Here is a 15,077-nt window from a genome sequence, read left to right as displayed (position 1 = left end):
CCTTGCGGCATGGATACGGGGAGCGCGGAGACCGCGGGAAACACCGTGGGAAGCACGGCGGCGGAGCCGGTCTGGACCGGGCTGCCGCCGGGACTGCTGCGGATGCGTCGGCTGCTGCTGGTGGTGTGGCTGGGACTGCTGACGATCGTCCTGGGGGTGCTTCTCGCGGTGTTCGCGGGCGCCGTCTGGGCGGCCTTCGCGCTGCTGCCGTTCGCCCTGCTGGTGTGGGGCTGGGGGATGCTGGGGCGCAACTGGCGCTCCTGGCGGTACGCCGAGCGCGCGGACGACCTGCTGATCAGCCGCGGTGTGCTGTTCCGCGAGGAGACCGTGGTGCCGTACGGGCGGATGCAGCTGGTCGAGGTGACCTCCGGGCCCGTGGAGCGGCACTTCGGGCTGGCGAGCGTGCAGCTGCACACGGCGGCCGCCGCGACGGACGCGTGCATCCCGGGCCTGGACCCGACCGAGGCCGAGCGGCTGCGCGACCGGCTGACCGAGCTGGGCGAGGCCCGATCGGCGGGGCTGTGAACACGCCGGCGCCCGACACCGAGGACGTCATACGGGAGCGGAAGCCGCTGGTGGAGCGGCGGCTGCACCCGGTGACACCGTTCCGGCGCGCCTGGGCGCCGGTCGCCGTGGTCGCCGGTTGGGCCGTGCACGACCCCAACCAGGCGCAGGAGCAGCTGACCAGGCTGACGACGACCGCGCTGCTCATCGGGCTCGCCGCCATCGTCCCGGCGGCCGCCCTCTACGGCTTTCTGAGCTGGTGGTTCACGCACTTCGCGGTGACCGAGACCGAACTGCGCATCCGTACCGGCCTGTTGTTCCGGCGCACCGCGCACATCCGGCTCGACCGGCTGCAGGCCGTCGACGTCACCCAGCCGCTGCTGGCCCGCGTCGCGGGCGTCACCAAGCTCAAACTCGACGTCATAGGAACGGACAAGAAGGACGAACTCGCCTATCTCGGCGAGGACGATGCCCGCGCCCTGCGCGCCGAACTCCTCGCCCGCGCCGCCGGTTTCGCCCCCGAGACGGCTCACGAGGTCGGCGAGGCGCCGGTACGGCAGTTGCTGCACGTGCCGGCGGGATTTCTCGCCGTCTCCCTCCTCCTCACCGGCGCCACCTGGGGTTCCCTGGCCGCCGCCCTCGTCGTGCCCCCGTTCCTGTGGTTCGCCACCCACAGCGTGTGGACGGTCCTCGCCACCGGGGTGCCACTGCTCGGCGCCGCGGGCGCGAGCAGCGTGGGGCGGTTCGTCGGCGAGTACGACTGGACGGTGGGCGAGTCGCCGGACGGGCTCCGCATCGACCACGGCCTCCTCGACCGTACGCACGAGACGGTGCCGCCCGGACGCGTGCAGACCGTACGGATCGTCGAACCGCTGCTGTGGCGGCGACGCGGCTGGGTACGGGTGGAACTCGACGTGGCGGGGTCCTCGAACTCCGTCCTCGTGCCCGTCGCTCCGCGCGAGGCCGCCGAGTCGGTGATCGCGAGGGTGCTGCCCGGGGTGACGGTGCCGTCCACCCTGTCCCGGCCGCCGCGCCGGGCCTGGTGGTGCGTGCCGCTGTGGTGGCGAGGGTACGGGCTCGCCGTCACCGACACCGTCTTCGCGGCGCGTCACGGACTGCTGCGCCGCCGTCTGTCGCTCGTGCCGCACGCGAAGGTGCAGAGCGTACGACTGACGCAGGGGCCCTGGGAGCGCTTCAGGGGCGTCGCCGACGTCCAGGTGGACACGGGGGCCAACCAGACGGTGACGGCGCGGCTGCGGGACGCCGCGGAGGCCGCGGAGCTACTTCAGGCGCAGGCCGACCGGTCACGGACGGGGCGGCGCGAGGCCCGACCGGACCGCTGGATGGCCTGAGACGACGAGAGGGCAGTGGCCCGAGCCACTGCCCTCATCCGCGTGAGCCACGTACCCACGTACAGGCGTCTCAGGAAGCCGCGGTCCGCAGCTCCGTCAGGTCGATGTGCTCGGTCTCGTCGTGCGCGGTCAGGTCGATGACCTGGCCGACACCACGGGAACCCTCGTCGACGGGCTTGAAACCGGACTCGGCCTCAGCCTTGTGCAGGGCGAGCGCCTCCTGTCCGACCACGTCCGCGAGGTCCTCGTTCTGCATGGCGTCCATGGCGGCCGAGGACGCCCCCTTCTGCGTACCGAAGAAGTCGAACCCGCCCTCGACCGAGGGGCGCCGCACGGGCGCGGCCGGGGCGACGGCCACCGCGGTCGGCACGGTGAAGTGCCCGGAGGCACGGGCGGGCTTCGTCGGCTTCACGGGGTGGGCCGCCGGGGCGACCGGCTCCGCCTCGACGGACGCCGCGCGTGCGGCGGGGACGGGCAGCGGCGCCGTCTTGGCGTCGGTCAGGGGGCGGTTGCCCTTCGGAGGGCCGTCCGTCGGGGGTTCCCCTTTGTCGGATTTGTCGAACTCTCCTTTGGCGGACTCTCCTTCGGAGGGCTCGCGCCCGTCGGAACCGGAGGCGGCGGCATCGGCCTCGGAGTCCGAGGCCGTCGCGGTTTCGACCTCGGCTTCGGAATCGGCTTCGGTGTCGCCCTCGGCTTCGGATTCGGCGCCGGGCTTCGCATCGTCGTCCGGATCGGTGTCCGGTTCAGTGTCCGCGTCGGAGACGTCGGTCGCCGCGTCGCCGTGCGTGATCCGGCTCAGCGCGGCGTCGGCGCGCAGGAAGAGCGACGACCCGGCCGGGGAGAAGACCTGGGGAGACTCGGGCGCGTCCGTCGGCTCCTCGGAGGCGTTCTCCGCCTCTACGGTGATCACGTCGTCGACGGTGACACCGTCGTCGGTGTCCTCGACCGCGTCCTCGCCCGCGCCCTCGTTCATGTCCTCGTCCGTGGCAGCCGCGCCCTCGAGGGCCTCCGGCTCCACCGAGTCCACGGCGTCCCCGACGTCCCCGGATTTTGCTGACTCCACGGTCTCCGTCGCGGCGGTCAGCGCGCGAGCGGGGGCAACCGTCTCTATCTCGAGCAGTCGGCGACCCTCCAGGGCGCTCGCCCGCTCGGTCTCCGCCGTGGCGTACCGCCGAAGCAGGGCCGCGTGTTCGTTGCGCAGGCCCGCCAGCTCCGCCCGCTTCGCGCGCAGCTTGTGCTCGAGCTTGGTGCGCAGCTCGCGCGACTCGTCGAGGTCGGTCTCGAGCTCGGCGACGCGCTCCTCGTGACGCCACTCGTCACTCGCCCGCGCGCGCGTGAGGTCCGCGACACGCTTGCCCGCCGCCGTGTCCCAGCGGCGCATGACGACACCGCCCACGACGGCGGTCACCGCGGCGGCCGCGGCCAGGGCGCGGAGCACCGTTGGTTCCGTGAACAGCCAGGGCCCCACGGCGCAGACGAGCGAGACGCCTGCGATCGCCGAAGGAGGCAGCAGCCGGTGCAGAGGTGGGGAATGGCGGTGACGTCCACGTGGCATGGCCAGAAACTTACCGCGCGTAGGCGAATCTTGGAGCCCTGCCCGGTAAAAACACGGCCACCCCAGGGGCTTCACACCGCCTCAGCCGCCTATAAGGGCAACTCCTTGTCCCACAAGGGCTCCCGCTTGCCCCGCAAAGCGGCTACTTGTTGATCAATTCCCTTGAGTCCGCGTGATTCGAGAGATTCGAGGGGCTCCATGAATTCCAGGGGGCTCGGCACGGATCACGCGGGCCGCCACCTATTCGGGGACGACGGTCAACGGTCGCTCAGCCGCCCACTGAGCCACTCAAGCGTCGGCGGGATCTCCCGCCGCCACGTGTTGAAGTTGTGGCCGCCGCTCTCGAGGATGATCGACGCGATCTGGGTGCGGTGCTTGGACTGCACGAGGCTGATGAACTTGAGGGTCTCCTTGTAGTTGTGCTCGCCCACCTTGCTACTGGTGACCAGCAGCGATGTGGCGGGGGCGGGCTTGTGCTGCATGAACCAGCGCAGGTCCGCGCTGTTGCGCATCTCCTTGTTCCCGTGGAAGAGGTCGCCCGTCGTGGGGTCGATCGGCGCCTTGTAGTACGGCGACAGTCCCGCCGCGGCGGCGTACGCCTCGGGGTGGTGCATGGCCAGCTTCAGCGCGCAGTAACCGCCCGTGGAATCACCGACGATGCCCCAGCTTCCGGGCTTTTTGCCCACCCTGTAGTGAGCCGACACGGCGTCGGGGAGGTCCTTGGCGAAGAACGTCTCGGTCTGCGGACCGCCCGGGATGTCCACGCACTCCGTGTCCCGCGGCGGCGCGACCGTCGGCCTCATCATGACGAGGATCATCGGCTGCATCTGCCCGTTCTTGGACAAGTCGTGAGCCGTCTGCGGATAGTGCAGACCCTTGATGAGCGCCGCGGCGGTACCCGGGTAGCCGGTGAGGATTGTGACCGCCGGGAAACTGCGGGTGCGGTAGCGCGACTGGAAGTACTCGGGGGGAAGGTAGACGAACGCGGGCGTGGCGATGTGTGTCGTACGGCCGACGATGTCGACCTTCTGGATCTGGCCGCCGATCTGCGGCCGGGTCCCGCCCGACACACTCACCGGCTGGGTGTCGACCACCTGGAGAGGCCCGCCGTCGGAGCCGCCCCGGCCGCCGTGGAAGACGACCACGCCCTGGCCGCTCTCCTGACCGAAGAGGTCCGCCCAGCTCGCGTAGAACCCGAACGCCTGGTTGGCGAACAGGCCGATCGAAGCGAAGATCGCCACCTGGGTGACCAGAAGCAGCCCGATCCGTCCGATGACGGCCCGCCAGTTATGGCGCGCCAGCCGTGGCCACCACCACACCGTGCCGACGAACAGCAGCACGGCGGACAGAACCGCCAGCACTAGCACCTTGTTGCTCGTGAGACCCATGAGCTGTCCTGCCTGCGCTTTCCGCCCCTGGCCGCCCTGCTGCTTCGCGAGGCCTTGCCCTGGACTTTCCTTGCCTTTTGAACCGGCTTTCCGTTGGGGAGTGAACCTGACCCCCCAAGACACCGTCCTAGAGGGCGCAATGTCGCCGGATGCCGGAATGGCGCCGGATTCAAGGTCTCTCGCAGAACTACGGGATGCGATGTCTGTCAGGATAGATGGGGAAATGTCGAGCGAGGTTCCAGACCGCACGGGCAGGACGCGACGCATACTCCGTGGTCCGCGCCCAGATGCCGTTCCCGCCCTCGTCGCCAGGGCCTGCACACTCGTAGGGGTCCTGGACATCGCCGCGGGGGTCTTCCCGCGCTTCCGGCGCAGTCGTATGCACACCATGGCCGAGGTGCTGCCCGGCTCGTTCGGCCCCTTCGCCGCCGCGCTGTCGCTCAGCGCCGGCGTACTCCTGCTGCTGCTCGCTCATGGGCTGCGGCGCCGCAAGCGCCGAGCGTGGCGGGCTGCCGTCGCGCTGCTGCCGGCGGGTGCCGTCGCCCAGTTCGCCTACCGCCACTCGATCATCGGCGTCGTCATCTCCCTCGCGCTGCTCGCACCACTGCTGCGCCACCGGAGCGAGTTCGCCGCCCTGCCCGATCCGCGCAGCCGCTGGCGCGCGCTCGCCAACTTCGTCCTCATGGGCGCCGGTTCCCTCGCCCTCGGACTGGTCATCGTCAGCGCCCACCAGAACCGGATGGTCGGCGACCCGAGCCTGGCCGATCGCATCACGCACGTCCTGTACGGCCTGGTCGGCTTCGAAGGCCCCGTCGACTACGCCGGATCCACGTCCTGGACGGTCGCCTTCTCGCTCGGCGCGCTCGGCTGGCTGACCGCCGTCACCACGATCTACCTGGCCTTCCGGCCCGAGCACCCCGCCGCCCGCCTCACGGAGGACGACGAGACCCAGCTTCGGGCCCTGCTGGACAAGCACGGCGGTCGTGACTCGCTCGGCCACTTCGCGCTCCGCCGCGACAAGGCCGTCGTCTTCTCCCCCAGCGGCAAGGCGGCTGTCACCTACCGCGTCGTCTCGGGTGTGATGCTCGCCAGCGGCGACCCCATCGGCGACGTGGAGGCCTGGCCCGGCGCCATCGAACGCTTCATGGACGAGGCCAAGGCCCACTCCTGGACCCCCGCCGTCATGGGCTGCTCGGAGACGGGCGGCGAGGTGTGGACCCGCGAGACCGGCCTCGACGCCCTCGAGCTGGGCGACGAGGCGGTGGTGGACGTCGCGGATTTCTCCCTGTCCGGACGCGCGATGCGCAACGTGCGTCAAATGGTGAAGCGCATCGAACGGGCTGGCTACGAGACCCGAGTGCGGCGCATCCGTGACCTCAGCGAGGGCGAGCTGGAGCGGATACGCCGTGCGGCGGAGGCCTGGCGCGGCACGGACACCGAACGCGGCTTCTCCATGGCGCTCGGCCGCATCGGCGACCCGTCCGACGGCGACTGCCTGATCGCCACCGCCCACAAGGCGGACGACGCGCTCGGCCCGTACGGCGACCTGAAGGCCGTCCTGCACTTCGTCCCCTGGGGCACGGACGGTGTCTCGCTCGACCTCATGCGCCGCGACCGCTCGGCCGACCCCGGCATGAACGAACTCCTCATCGTGGCGGCGCTCGAGGCGTCCCCACGACTCGACATCAAGCGGATCTCGCTCAACTTCGCGATGTTCCGCTCGGCGCTGGCCCGCGGCGAGAAGATCGGCGCGGGGCCGGTGCTGCGGGCCTGGCGTGGCCTGCTCGTCTTCCTCTCGCGCTGGTTCCAGATCGAGTCCCTGTACAAATTCAACGCGAAGTTCCGCCCCCGCTGGGAGCCCCGCTTCGTCGTCTACCGCTCCTCCCGCGACCTCCCGCGCATCGGCATCGCCGCCATGCAGGCCGAGGGCTTCGTGAACCTGGCCCTCCCGAGCCTGCTGCGCCGCCGCACACCGGCTCCGCGCCCGTGCGCCCACGGCGTGGCGGAACGCGGGGTCAGAGCGGCATAGCCCCCCTCTGAACAGGCCCGAGCGAGGGCCCCTACCCCAGCCCTGGGGACCCTCGCTCGGGCCGCGGTCTTCCTGGGTGCCCGATATCGACACCTCCGCCCTTTTCGAGTCACCTACTTGGCCGACCGCGCCGGACGGGTGGGCGGGAAACAGGCCGGGAAGCGGCCAAAGACCCCCGCCGGAGCGAACCCGCAGACGATTCGGCCCCCCGCCGGAGGCCTAGGCTGGACGTATGAACTCCGAGCGCCGCCGCGGCCACGTCGCGGGACTGCCGACCTGGGACCGCTGCGCGGTCATGGGGGTCGTCAACGTGACCCCCGATTCCTTCTCCGACGGCGGCCGCTGGTTCGACACGACGGCCGCCGTCAAACACGGCCTCCACCTGGTCACCGAGGGCGCCGACCTGGTGGACGTCGGCGGCGAGTCCACCCGCCCCGGCGCGACCCGCGTCGACGAGGCGGAAGAGCTCAAGCGCGTCATCCCGGTCGTCCGCGGCCTCGCCTCCGAGGGCGTCACCGTCTCCGTCGACACCATGCGCGCATCCGTCGCCGAGCAGTCGCTCGCCGCGGGCGCCGCCCTCGTCAACGACGTGAGCGGCGGTCTCGCCGACCCCGCGATGATCCCCGCCGTCGCCGCGGCCGGCGCACCCTTCGTGGTCATGCACTGGCGCGGCTTCCTCGAGGGCGGCAACGTGAGGGGTACGTACGCGGACGTCGTCTCCGAAGTCGTCGACGAGCTGTACACACGCGTGGAGGCCGTTCTGGCGGGCGGCATCGCCCCCGACCGCATCGTCGTCGATCCGGGCCTCGGCTTCTCCAAGGACTCCGAGCACGACCTGTCGCTGCTCGCCCACCTCGACCGGCTGAGCGAACTCGGCCACCCTCTGCTCGTCGCCGCCTCCCGCAAGCGGTTCCTGGGCCGCGTACTGGCGGGCCCTGAGGGCGCCCCGCCACCGGCCCGCGAACGGGACGCCGCCACCGCCGCCGTCTCCGCGCTCGCCGCCCACCAGGGTGCCTGGGCGGTCCGGGTCCACGAGGTACGGGCCACCGCCGACGCCGTACGGGTCGCCCGGGCCGTAGAGGGAGCCCAGTGAGCGCACCCCGCACCGACGTCGAGCAGGTCGAACTCGCCAACACCGCCTTCTACGAGGCACTCGAGCGGGGTGACTTCGAAGGACTGTCGTCGCTGTGGCTGGCTCCCCTGGACACCGCCGACGACGACATCGAGGGCGACGGTGCGGTGATCTCCTGCGTCCACCCCGGCTGGCCGGTCCTCAACGGCCGTGGCGAGGTGCTGCGCTCGTACGCGCTGATCATGGCGAACACGGAGTACATCCAGTTCTTCCTCACGGACGTGCACGTCTCCGTCACGGGCGACACCGCGCTGGTGACCTGCACCGAGAACATCCTCAGCGGCGGCCCCGCCCCCGAGGACAGCGACGAGCTCGGCCCCCTCGTCGGCCAGCTGGTCGTCGCCACGAACGTGTTCCGCCGCACGGCCGACGGCTGGAAACTCTGGTCGCACCACGCCTCACCCGTACTCGCCGAATCGGGCGAGGAGGAGGACGAGGACACCCCCAGCTGAGGACGAGAACACCCCCGCTGAGCCCCTGGACACCCCCGGTCGGGTGGACGGGCGGTCCATCGGCACCAAGGAGTGGTTGGAATCACGAACCGCTGGGTAGGGGCGGCTACCAACCCGTGAGCCGCCGTGTTCCCCAGGGGTAACACCCGATGAAGCCTCGTGCCCATCATGTGGGCGCGTGTCCCCGTGGGTGAGCTCTGTCAGTGCCCGCAGGTAGATTCGTTCGAGGCCGGTGCGCCAACCGCACTCGGTGGACATCGGCCGCTACCGACGATTGCAGGAGTGATTCGCGTGGATCGTGTCGCGCTGCGCGGCCTCAAGGCCCGCGGGCACCACGGTGTCTTCCAGAAGGAACGCGAGGAAGGCCAGACCTTCATCGTGGACCTGACACTGGGCTTGGACACCCGACCGGCCGCGGCCGAGGACGACCTGTCGAAGACCGTGCACTACGGCATCGTGGCGGAGGAGGTCGTGGCCGTCGTCGAGGGCGAGCCCGTCGACCTCATCGAGACCCTCGCCGAGCGCATCGCCGGGACCTGCCTGAAGCACGACGGGGTCCAGGAGGTCGAGGTCTGCGTGCACAAACCGGACGCGCCGATCACGGTCCCCTTCGACGACGTGACCGTCACGATCACCCGGAGCCGAGTATGACCGCCTACTTCACCGAGGGTCAGAGCGACCCGACCGTACAGCCGGTGCCCGCCTCCGTGGTCGAGCGGGTGGACGCCGCCGACACGACCCTGCAGAACCCGAAACGGGCGGTACTCTCCCTCGGCTCGAACCTGGGCAACCGCCTGGAGACCCTCCAGGGCGCCATCGACGCCCTGGAGGACACCCCTGGCGTCCGCGTCAAGGCGGTCTCGCCCGTCTACGAGACGGAGCCCTGGGGCGTCGAACCCGGCAGCCAGCCGACGTACTTCAACGCGGTCGTGGTCCTCAAGACCACCCTCCCGCCGTCCTCGCTCCTGGAGCGGGCACACGCGATCGAGGAGGCCTTCCACCGCGTACGGGACGGGCGCTGGGGCCCGCGCACGATCGACGTGGACATCGTGGCGTACGCCGAGGTCGTCTCCGGCGACCCGGTCCTGACCCTCCCTCACCCGCACGCCCACGAACGGGCCTTCGTGCTGGCCCCCTGGCACGACGTGGAGCCCGAGGCCCAGCTGCCCGGCCGCGGCCCCGTGGACCACCTGCTCACCGCCGTCACCCGGGAAGGCGTCCTGCCCCGGCCCGACCTGGAACTCCGGCTGCCCGAGTAGTCGTTAAGGTCAGGACGACCAAGACGGGCTTACAAGAGGGGCAAAGGGACAACAACGTGAAACAGCTGCGCATCAGGACGCTGGCAGCCGTGTTCGTGGTGGCCGGTGTGCTGTCCTGGGCGGGCGCGCGCCTGTGGAGCGCGGTGGGGACCCTCCCGCGGGTCCCGCTGGCCGCCCCCATCGTCCTGGCCCTGATCGCCGTCGTCCTGCTGTCCACGGCGCTCTCGCTGCGCGCCCGCCTCAAGGCCCAGCGTGAACGCCGCCCCGGCGCCAAGGGCGTCGACCCCCTGATGGCGGCCCGCGCGGTCGTCTTCGGCCAGGCGAGCGCCCTGGTCGCCGCCCTCGTGTCGGGCATGTACGGCGGTACGGGCGCGTTCCTGCTCGAGTCCCTGGACATCCCCGCCCGTCGCGACCAGGCCATCTACGCCGGTTCCTCGGTCCTCGCCGGCATCGCCGTGGTAGCGGCCGCGTTCTTCCTGGAGCGCGTCTGCAAGCTCCCGGAGGACGACGACAACGACCACGGCGGCGCGGCCCCGGTCGCCTGACGGACGGGCCGCGCCACCGAGCGTGCGCCGGGGCGCCAGGGGATCAGGTCGGAGGAAAGTGACGGCGCCCCACAAGCGCAGGTGAGCATGATCCGCCGGACAGGCCCTAACGCGCCATGATCAGGCTCATCGCCTCGTTGCGGGTGGCGGGATCGCGCAGCTGGCCCCGCACGGCCGAGGTGATGGTCTTCGCGCCGGGCTTGCGCACCCCGCGCATCGACATGCACATGTGCTCGCACTCCACGACGACGATCACCCCGCGCGGCTCCAGGATCTCCATCAGGGAGTCGGCGATCTGCGTGGTGAGGCGTTCCTGCACCTGTGGCCGCCGGGCGTAGACGTCCACGAGCCGGGCCAGCTTCGACAGGCCCGTGATCTTGCCGTCCGTGGACGGGATGTAGCCGACATGGGCCACGCCGACGAACGGCACCAGGTGATGCTCACAGCTGCTGAGGACCTCGATGTCCTTCACGAGCACCATCTCGTCGTGTCCGAGGTCGAAGGTGGTCGTCAGCACGTCCTCGGGCTTCTGCCACAGCCCCGCGAATATCTCCCTGTACGCCCTGGCGACCCGCCCGGGCGTCTCGCGCAGTCCCTCGCGGTCCGGGTCCTCGCCGACCGCGATGAGAAGCTCCCGTACGGCGTTCTCCGCGCGCTTCTCGTCGAACTCGCCGATCACACCTTCGCCGTCCAGCGTCACGGGGTCGGTCATGTGGTCCTCGTTCCTGTGGATCTTGCGCGTGCTGGTCGACGCGTCCAAAACGTGCGGTCGTGCCAAAACGCCGCGCCCCCCAGGCTAGAACCTGGGGGGCGCGGCATCCATTCCGGGCCTGGTGGGGCCACCAGGAGCCGGGTCAGCTCTCGGAGCGGTCCTCCGGAGCCACTTCCTTCGCCGGGACGGACTCCGTCACATTGGCGATGGCCGGCGTCGATCCGTTCGCCCCGTTCGTCAGCGACAGCTCCTTGGGGGAGAGCACCGGCGGGCGGGTGGACGGGGTGCGCCGGGAGGAGCCGGTCCACGCGGGGCGGGCCGGGCGCTTGTGGATCGGAGCGAAGATCTCGGCGATCTGCTCCTTGCTCAGCGTCTCCTTCTCCAGCAGCTGGAGCACCAGCTGGTCGAGGACGTCGCGGTTCTCGACCAGGATCTCCCAGGCCTCGTTGTGCGCGTTCTCGATGAGCTTCTTGACCTCTTCGTCGACGAGCGCGGCGACCTCTTCCGAGTAGTCACGCGGGTGCGACATCTCCCGGCCCAGGAAGGGCTCGGTGTTGTCGCCGCCGAACTTGATCGCGCCCAGCCGCTCGGTCATGCCGTACTGCGTGACCATCGCGCGGGCCGTTGCGGTGGCCTTCTCGATGTCGTTCGCAGCGCCCGTGGTCGGGTCGTGGAAGACGAGCTCCTCGGCCGCGCGGCCGCCCAGCATGTAGGCCAGCTGGTCCAGCATCTCGTTGCGCGTCGTGGAGTACTTGTCCTCGTCCGGCAGGACCATCGTGTAGCCGAGGGCACGGCCACGCGACAGGATCGTGATCTTGTGGACCGGGTCGGAGTTCGGAGACGCCGCCGCGACCAGGGCGTGGCCGCCCTCGTGGTACGCGGTGATCTTCTTCTCCTTGTCCGACATGATCCGGGTCCGCTTCTGCGGGCCCGCGACCACGCGGTCGATCGCCTCGTCCAGCATGGAGTTGTCGATCAACTTCAAGTCGCTGCGGGCCGTCAGAAGCGCGGCCTCGTTCAGCACGTTGGCGAGATCGGCACCCGTGAAGCCGGGGGTGCGACGGGCGACGGCCGAGAGGTCGACGTCCTGCGCGACCGGCTTGCCCTTCTGGTGAACCTTGAGGATCTCCAGACGGCCCTGCATGTCCGGGCGGTCGACCGCGATCTGGCGGTCGAAGCGTCCGGGACGCAGCAGCGCCGGGTCGAGGATGTCGGGCCGGTTCGTGGCGGCGATGAGGATCACACCGCCCTTCACGTCGAAGCCGTCCATCTCGACGAGCAGCTGGTTCAGCGTCTGCTCGCGCTCGTCGTGACCACCGCCGAGGCCGGCGCCACGGTGGCGGCCGACCGCGTCGATCTCGTCGACGAAGACGATCGCCGGAGCGTTCGCCTTGGCCTGCTCGAACAGGTCACGGACTCGGGAGGCACCGACACCGACGAACATCTCGACGAAGTCGGAACCCGAGATCGAGTAGAAGGGAACGCCCGCCTCGCCCGCGACAGCGCGTGCGAGCAGCGTCTTACCGGTTCCAGGAGGCCCGTACAGGAGCACACCCTTGGGGATCTTCGCCCCGACGGCCTGGAACTTCGCCGGCTCCTGGAGGAACTCCTTGATCTCCTGGAGCTCCTCGACCGCCTCGTCCGAGCCCGCGACGTCCGAGAACGTCGTCTTCGGGGTGTCCTTGGTGATGAGCTTCGCCTTGGACTTCCCGAAGTTCATGACCCGGGAGCCGCCGCCCTGCATCTGGTTCATCAGGAACAGGAAGACGACGACGATGAGGACGAAGGGAAGCAGAGACAGCAGGATGCCGAGGAACGGGTTCTGCTTGGACGGCGAGACCGTGTAGCCGTCCGGAATCTGCTTGTTCTGGAACTTGTCCTGGAGTGTGTTGGCGAGGTTGACGCCCTGGTCACCGATGTAGCTCGCCTGGATCTTGGAGCTGCCGGAGACCTTCTGGCCATCCTTGAGCTGCACCTTGATGACCTGCTCGTCACCGGTGGTCAGCTTGGCCTGTTGGACCTTGTTGTCATTGATCGCCTGGACGACCTGGCCAGTGTCCACTGTCTTGTAGCCGCCGGACGAGCCGACGACCTGCATCAACACGACCACGGCAAGGACGGCCAGCACGATCCACATGACCGGCCCACGGAAGTATCGCTTCACGTCCATCCATACGGAGCGGTGCCGCCCCGTCCCTCCTGCCATAGTGAGTTTGATAAAGACTTTTAAAGACTGTTCTTCGGACGGTACCCCAGCATTGTCACCCGAAGCTGCAGGGGACGACTGGGAATCCCTCCCACGCATGCTCCAACGGCGCGAAACCCGCTGGGGTTCCCGATCGTCTTACGAGGACTGGGACCCGGAGGTTCAGCCGCCGTAGACGTGAGGCGCGAGCGTACCGACGAACGGGAGGTTGCGGTACTTCTCCGCGTAGTCGAGGCCGTAGCCGATCACGAACTCGTTCGGGATGTCGAAGCCGACCCACTCCACGTCGATCGCGACCTTGGCCGCCTCCGGCTTGCGCAGCAGCGTGCACACCTTGAGGGAGGCCGGCTCGCGGGAGCCGAGGTTGGAGATCAGCCAGGACAGGGTCAGCCCGGAGTCGATGATGTCCTCGACGATCAGGACGTGCTTGCCCTTGATGTCGGTGTCGAGGTCCTTGAGGATCCGCACCACACCCGAGGACTGGGTGCCGGCGCCGTACGACGACACCGCCATCCAGTCCATGGTGACGGGGGTGGACAGCGCACGCGCGAGGTCCGCCATGACCATGACGGCGCCCTTGAGGACACCGACGATCAGCAGGTCCTTGCCCACGTACTCCGCGTCGATCTTCGCAGCCAGCTCAGCCAGCTTGGCGTCGATCTCTTCCTTGGTGATGAGCACCGACTTGAGGTCGGTGCCCATGTCTTTCGCGTCCACCCGCATCACTTTCGGTCGTCCGTCCCACTTTTTTCGGGCTCGTTCACCTACGGGGCGCCGATGTCGCTCCCCTTCGGCTCACTCGCTCGGCCGCCCGGACCGCCCGCGACCCGAGTGAGGGGTCCCGGAAGCCGCGTGAGCGGTCCCGATGGAGGGTCCGGTTTCAGCCTTGCCGAATCACCAGTCTGCCACCCTGTCGCTGAGCGACGACTTTGCCCGGGAGATTGATGGCTCCCTGGCCGCGCCAGCCGGTGATCAGCCGGTCGACTTCTTCGATGTGGCGGGCGAACAGCGAACCGGCCGGGGCGCCCGCCTCGATGGCGGCGCGGCGCAGGATGCGGCGGCGTACGGCGGGCGGCAGGGCGTAGAGCTTCGCGCACTCCAGGAGGCCCGCCGTGTCGCGTACGGAGGCCTCGGCCTGGCGGGCCCAGGCGTCGAGGGCGTCGGCGTCGTCACGGGACAGCTGTGCCGTCCTGGCGAGGGCCTCGACGACTCCCTTGCCGAGCGCCTTCTCCAGGGCGGGCAGGCCCTCGTGGCGCAGCCGGGAGCGGGTGTAGGCCGGGTCGGCGTTGTGCGGGTCGTCCCAGACGGGCAGCGACTGGACCATGCAGGCCTTGCGGGCGGTCTGCCGGTCCAGGTGCAGGAACGGTCGGCGGTAACGGCCGCCGGCCCCCGAGACCGCGGCCATGCCGGACAGGGAGCGGATGCCGGAGCCGCGGGCGAGGCCCAGCAGAACCGTCTCGGCCTGGTCGTCACGGGTGTGGCCGAGCAGGACGGCGGAGGCGCCGTGGCGCTCGGCGGCGGCGTCCAGGGCGGCGTAGCGGGCGTCGCGGGCGGCGGCCTCGGGGCCGCCGTCGCGGCCCACGGTGACGGCGAGGGACTCGACGGGGGTCATGCCGAGCTCGACGAGGCGGGAGACGACGTCGTCGGCGCGCAGATCGGAGCCGGGCTGCAGACCGTGATCCACGGTGATGCCACCGGCGCGGATGCCGAGTTTGGGGGCTTCGAAGGCGAGAGCCGAGGCGAGCGCCATGGAGTCGGCGCCACCGGAGCAGGCGACGAGGACGAGCGGGGAGGACTCGCCTGGGGGACGGGTGTGGTCGGAGAGGACGTCGTGGAGTACGCGGCGGACCGCCAGGCGTATCGCCGCGACCGCAGGATGGGGACCCATGTCCGGTTCCCTTCATGAAGTTTTCGGGGGTGAGCCCGAGTCTGGTCACACAGAG

At 70.0% G+C, this 15,077-nt stretch carries 14 protein-coding genes; 8 read left to right on the top strand and 6 right to left on the bottom strand.

Annotated features, from left to right (window positions below):
* The first annotated feature begins 9 nt into the window (after positions 1–9).
* Both AAFF41_RS26915 and AAFF41_RS26910 read left to right on the top strand, forming a co-directional pair.
* Complete coding sequence (locus AAFF41_RS26915) at positions 10–525, top strand: PH domain-containing protein (RefSeq protein WP_054237490.1); 516 nt, start codon at positions 10–12, stop codon at positions 523–525.
* Positions 522–1,856, top strand: a complete 1,335-nt coding sequence (locus AAFF41_RS26910; RefSeq protein WP_319751841.1) for a PH domain-containing protein — start codon at positions 522–524, stop codon at positions 1,854–1,856. The genes AAFF41_RS26915 and AAFF41_RS26910 overlap by 4 nt, the downstream gene beginning before the upstream one ends.
* Before the next feature lie 70 nt (positions 1,857–1,926).
* Here the strand turns inward: AAFF41_RS26910 and AAFF41_RS26905 are convergent, their stop codons facing one another.
* Both AAFF41_RS26905 and AAFF41_RS26900 read right to left on the bottom strand, forming a co-directional pair.
* A complete protein-coding gene (locus tag AAFF41_RS26905) occupies positions 1,927–3,411 on the bottom strand; it encodes a hypothetical protein (RefSeq protein ID WP_343324745.1) in 1,485 nt (494 codons plus the stop codon).
* 257 nt (positions 3,412–3,668) lie between these two features.
* Positions 3,669–4,799, bottom strand: a complete 1,131-nt coding sequence (locus AAFF41_RS26900; RefSeq protein WP_319751843.1) for an alpha/beta hydrolase-fold protein — start codon at positions 4,797–4,799, stop codon at positions 3,669–3,671.
* 223 nt (positions 4,800–5,022) lie between these two features.
* On the opposite strand from AAFF41_RS26900, the gene AAFF41_RS26895 reads away from it, so the two are divergent.
* From AAFF41_RS26895 to AAFF41_RS26870, 6 genes are all read left to right on the top strand, one after another.
* Positions 5,023–6,828: a phosphatidylglycerol lysyltransferase domain-containing protein gene (locus tag AAFF41_RS26895; RefSeq protein WP_319751844.1), complete on the top strand. Its 1,806-nt coding sequence runs from the start codon at positions 5,023–5,025 to the stop codon at positions 6,826–6,828.
* A gap of 232 nt (positions 6,829–7,060) precedes the next feature.
* Positions 7,061–7,921, top strand: coding sequence for a dihydropteroate synthase (folP, locus tag AAFF41_RS26890; RefSeq protein ID WP_343324744.1), 861 nt, complete (start codon positions 7,061–7,063; stop codon positions 7,919–7,921).
* Positions 7,918–8,412 (top strand): nuclear transport factor 2 family protein, encoded by a 495-nt coding sequence (locus AAFF41_RS26885; protein ID WP_343324743.1) that lies wholly within the window; start codon positions 7,918–7,920, stop codon positions 8,410–8,412. The genes folP and AAFF41_RS26885 overlap by 4 nt, the downstream gene beginning before the upstream one ends.
* 291 nt (positions 8,413–8,703) lie before the next feature.
* Positions 8,704–9,063: a dihydroneopterin aldolase gene (gene folB / locus AAFF41_RS26880; protein ID WP_319751847.1), complete on the top strand. Its 360-nt coding sequence runs from the start codon at positions 8,704–8,706 to the stop codon at positions 9,061–9,063.
* Positions 9,060–9,671 carry a 2-amino-4-hydroxy-6-hydroxymethyldihydropteridine diphosphokinase gene (gene folK / locus AAFF41_RS26875; RefSeq protein ID WP_319751848.1) on the top strand — a complete coding sequence of 204 codons (612 nt, stop codon included), beginning with the start codon at positions 9,060–9,062 and terminating at the stop codon, positions 9,669–9,671. Before folB ends, folK begins: the two co-directional genes overlap by 4 nt.
* A gap of 56 nt (positions 9,672–9,727) precedes the next feature.
* Positions 9,728–10,216, top strand: a complete 489-nt coding sequence (locus AAFF41_RS26870) for a DUF3180 domain-containing protein (protein WP_319751849.1) — start codon at positions 9,728–9,730, stop codon at positions 10,214–10,216.
* Between the two features lie 106 nt (positions 10,217–10,322).
* Here the strand turns inward: AAFF41_RS26870 and folE are convergent, their stop codons facing one another.
* The 4 genes from folE to tilS all read right to left on the bottom strand — a co-directional run bounded on the left by folE (position 10,323) and on the right by tilS (position 15,022).
* Complete coding sequence (gene folE, locus AAFF41_RS26865; protein ID WP_054237481.1) at positions 10,323–10,928, bottom strand: GTP cyclohydrolase I FolE; 606 nt, start codon at positions 10,926–10,928, stop codon at positions 10,323–10,325.
* Positions 10,929–11,070: 142 nt separating this feature from the next.
* The gene (gene ftsH, locus AAFF41_RS26860; protein ID WP_319751906.1) at positions 11,071–13,098 is read right to left on the bottom strand and encodes an ATP-dependent zinc metalloprotease FtsH; all 2,028 of its coding nucleotides are present in this window, start codon (positions 13,096–13,098) and stop codon (positions 11,071–11,073) included.
* 198 nt (positions 13,099–13,296) lie between these two features.
* Complete coding sequence (hpt, locus tag AAFF41_RS26855; RefSeq protein WP_054237479.1) at positions 13,297–13,857, bottom strand: hypoxanthine phosphoribosyltransferase; 561 nt, start codon at positions 13,855–13,857, stop codon at positions 13,297–13,299.
* A 157-nt stretch (positions 13,858–14,014) separates the two neighbouring features.
* Complete coding sequence (gene tilS / locus AAFF41_RS26850; protein WP_097285686.1) at positions 14,015–15,022, bottom strand: tRNA lysidine(34) synthetase TilS; 1,008 nt, start codon at positions 15,020–15,022, stop codon at positions 14,015–14,017.
* Between the last annotated feature and the right edge of the window lie 55 nt (positions 15,023–15,077).

The sequence above is a fragment of the Streptomyces mirabilis genome (assembly GCF_039503195.1).
In the GTDB taxonomy this organism is placed as follows: Bacteria; Actinomycetota; Actinomycetes; order Streptomycetales; family Streptomycetaceae; genus Streptomyces; species Streptomyces mirabilis_D.
Note: the sequence above shows the minus strand (reverse complement) of the source record. Positions and strands in the feature narration are given on the sequence as shown.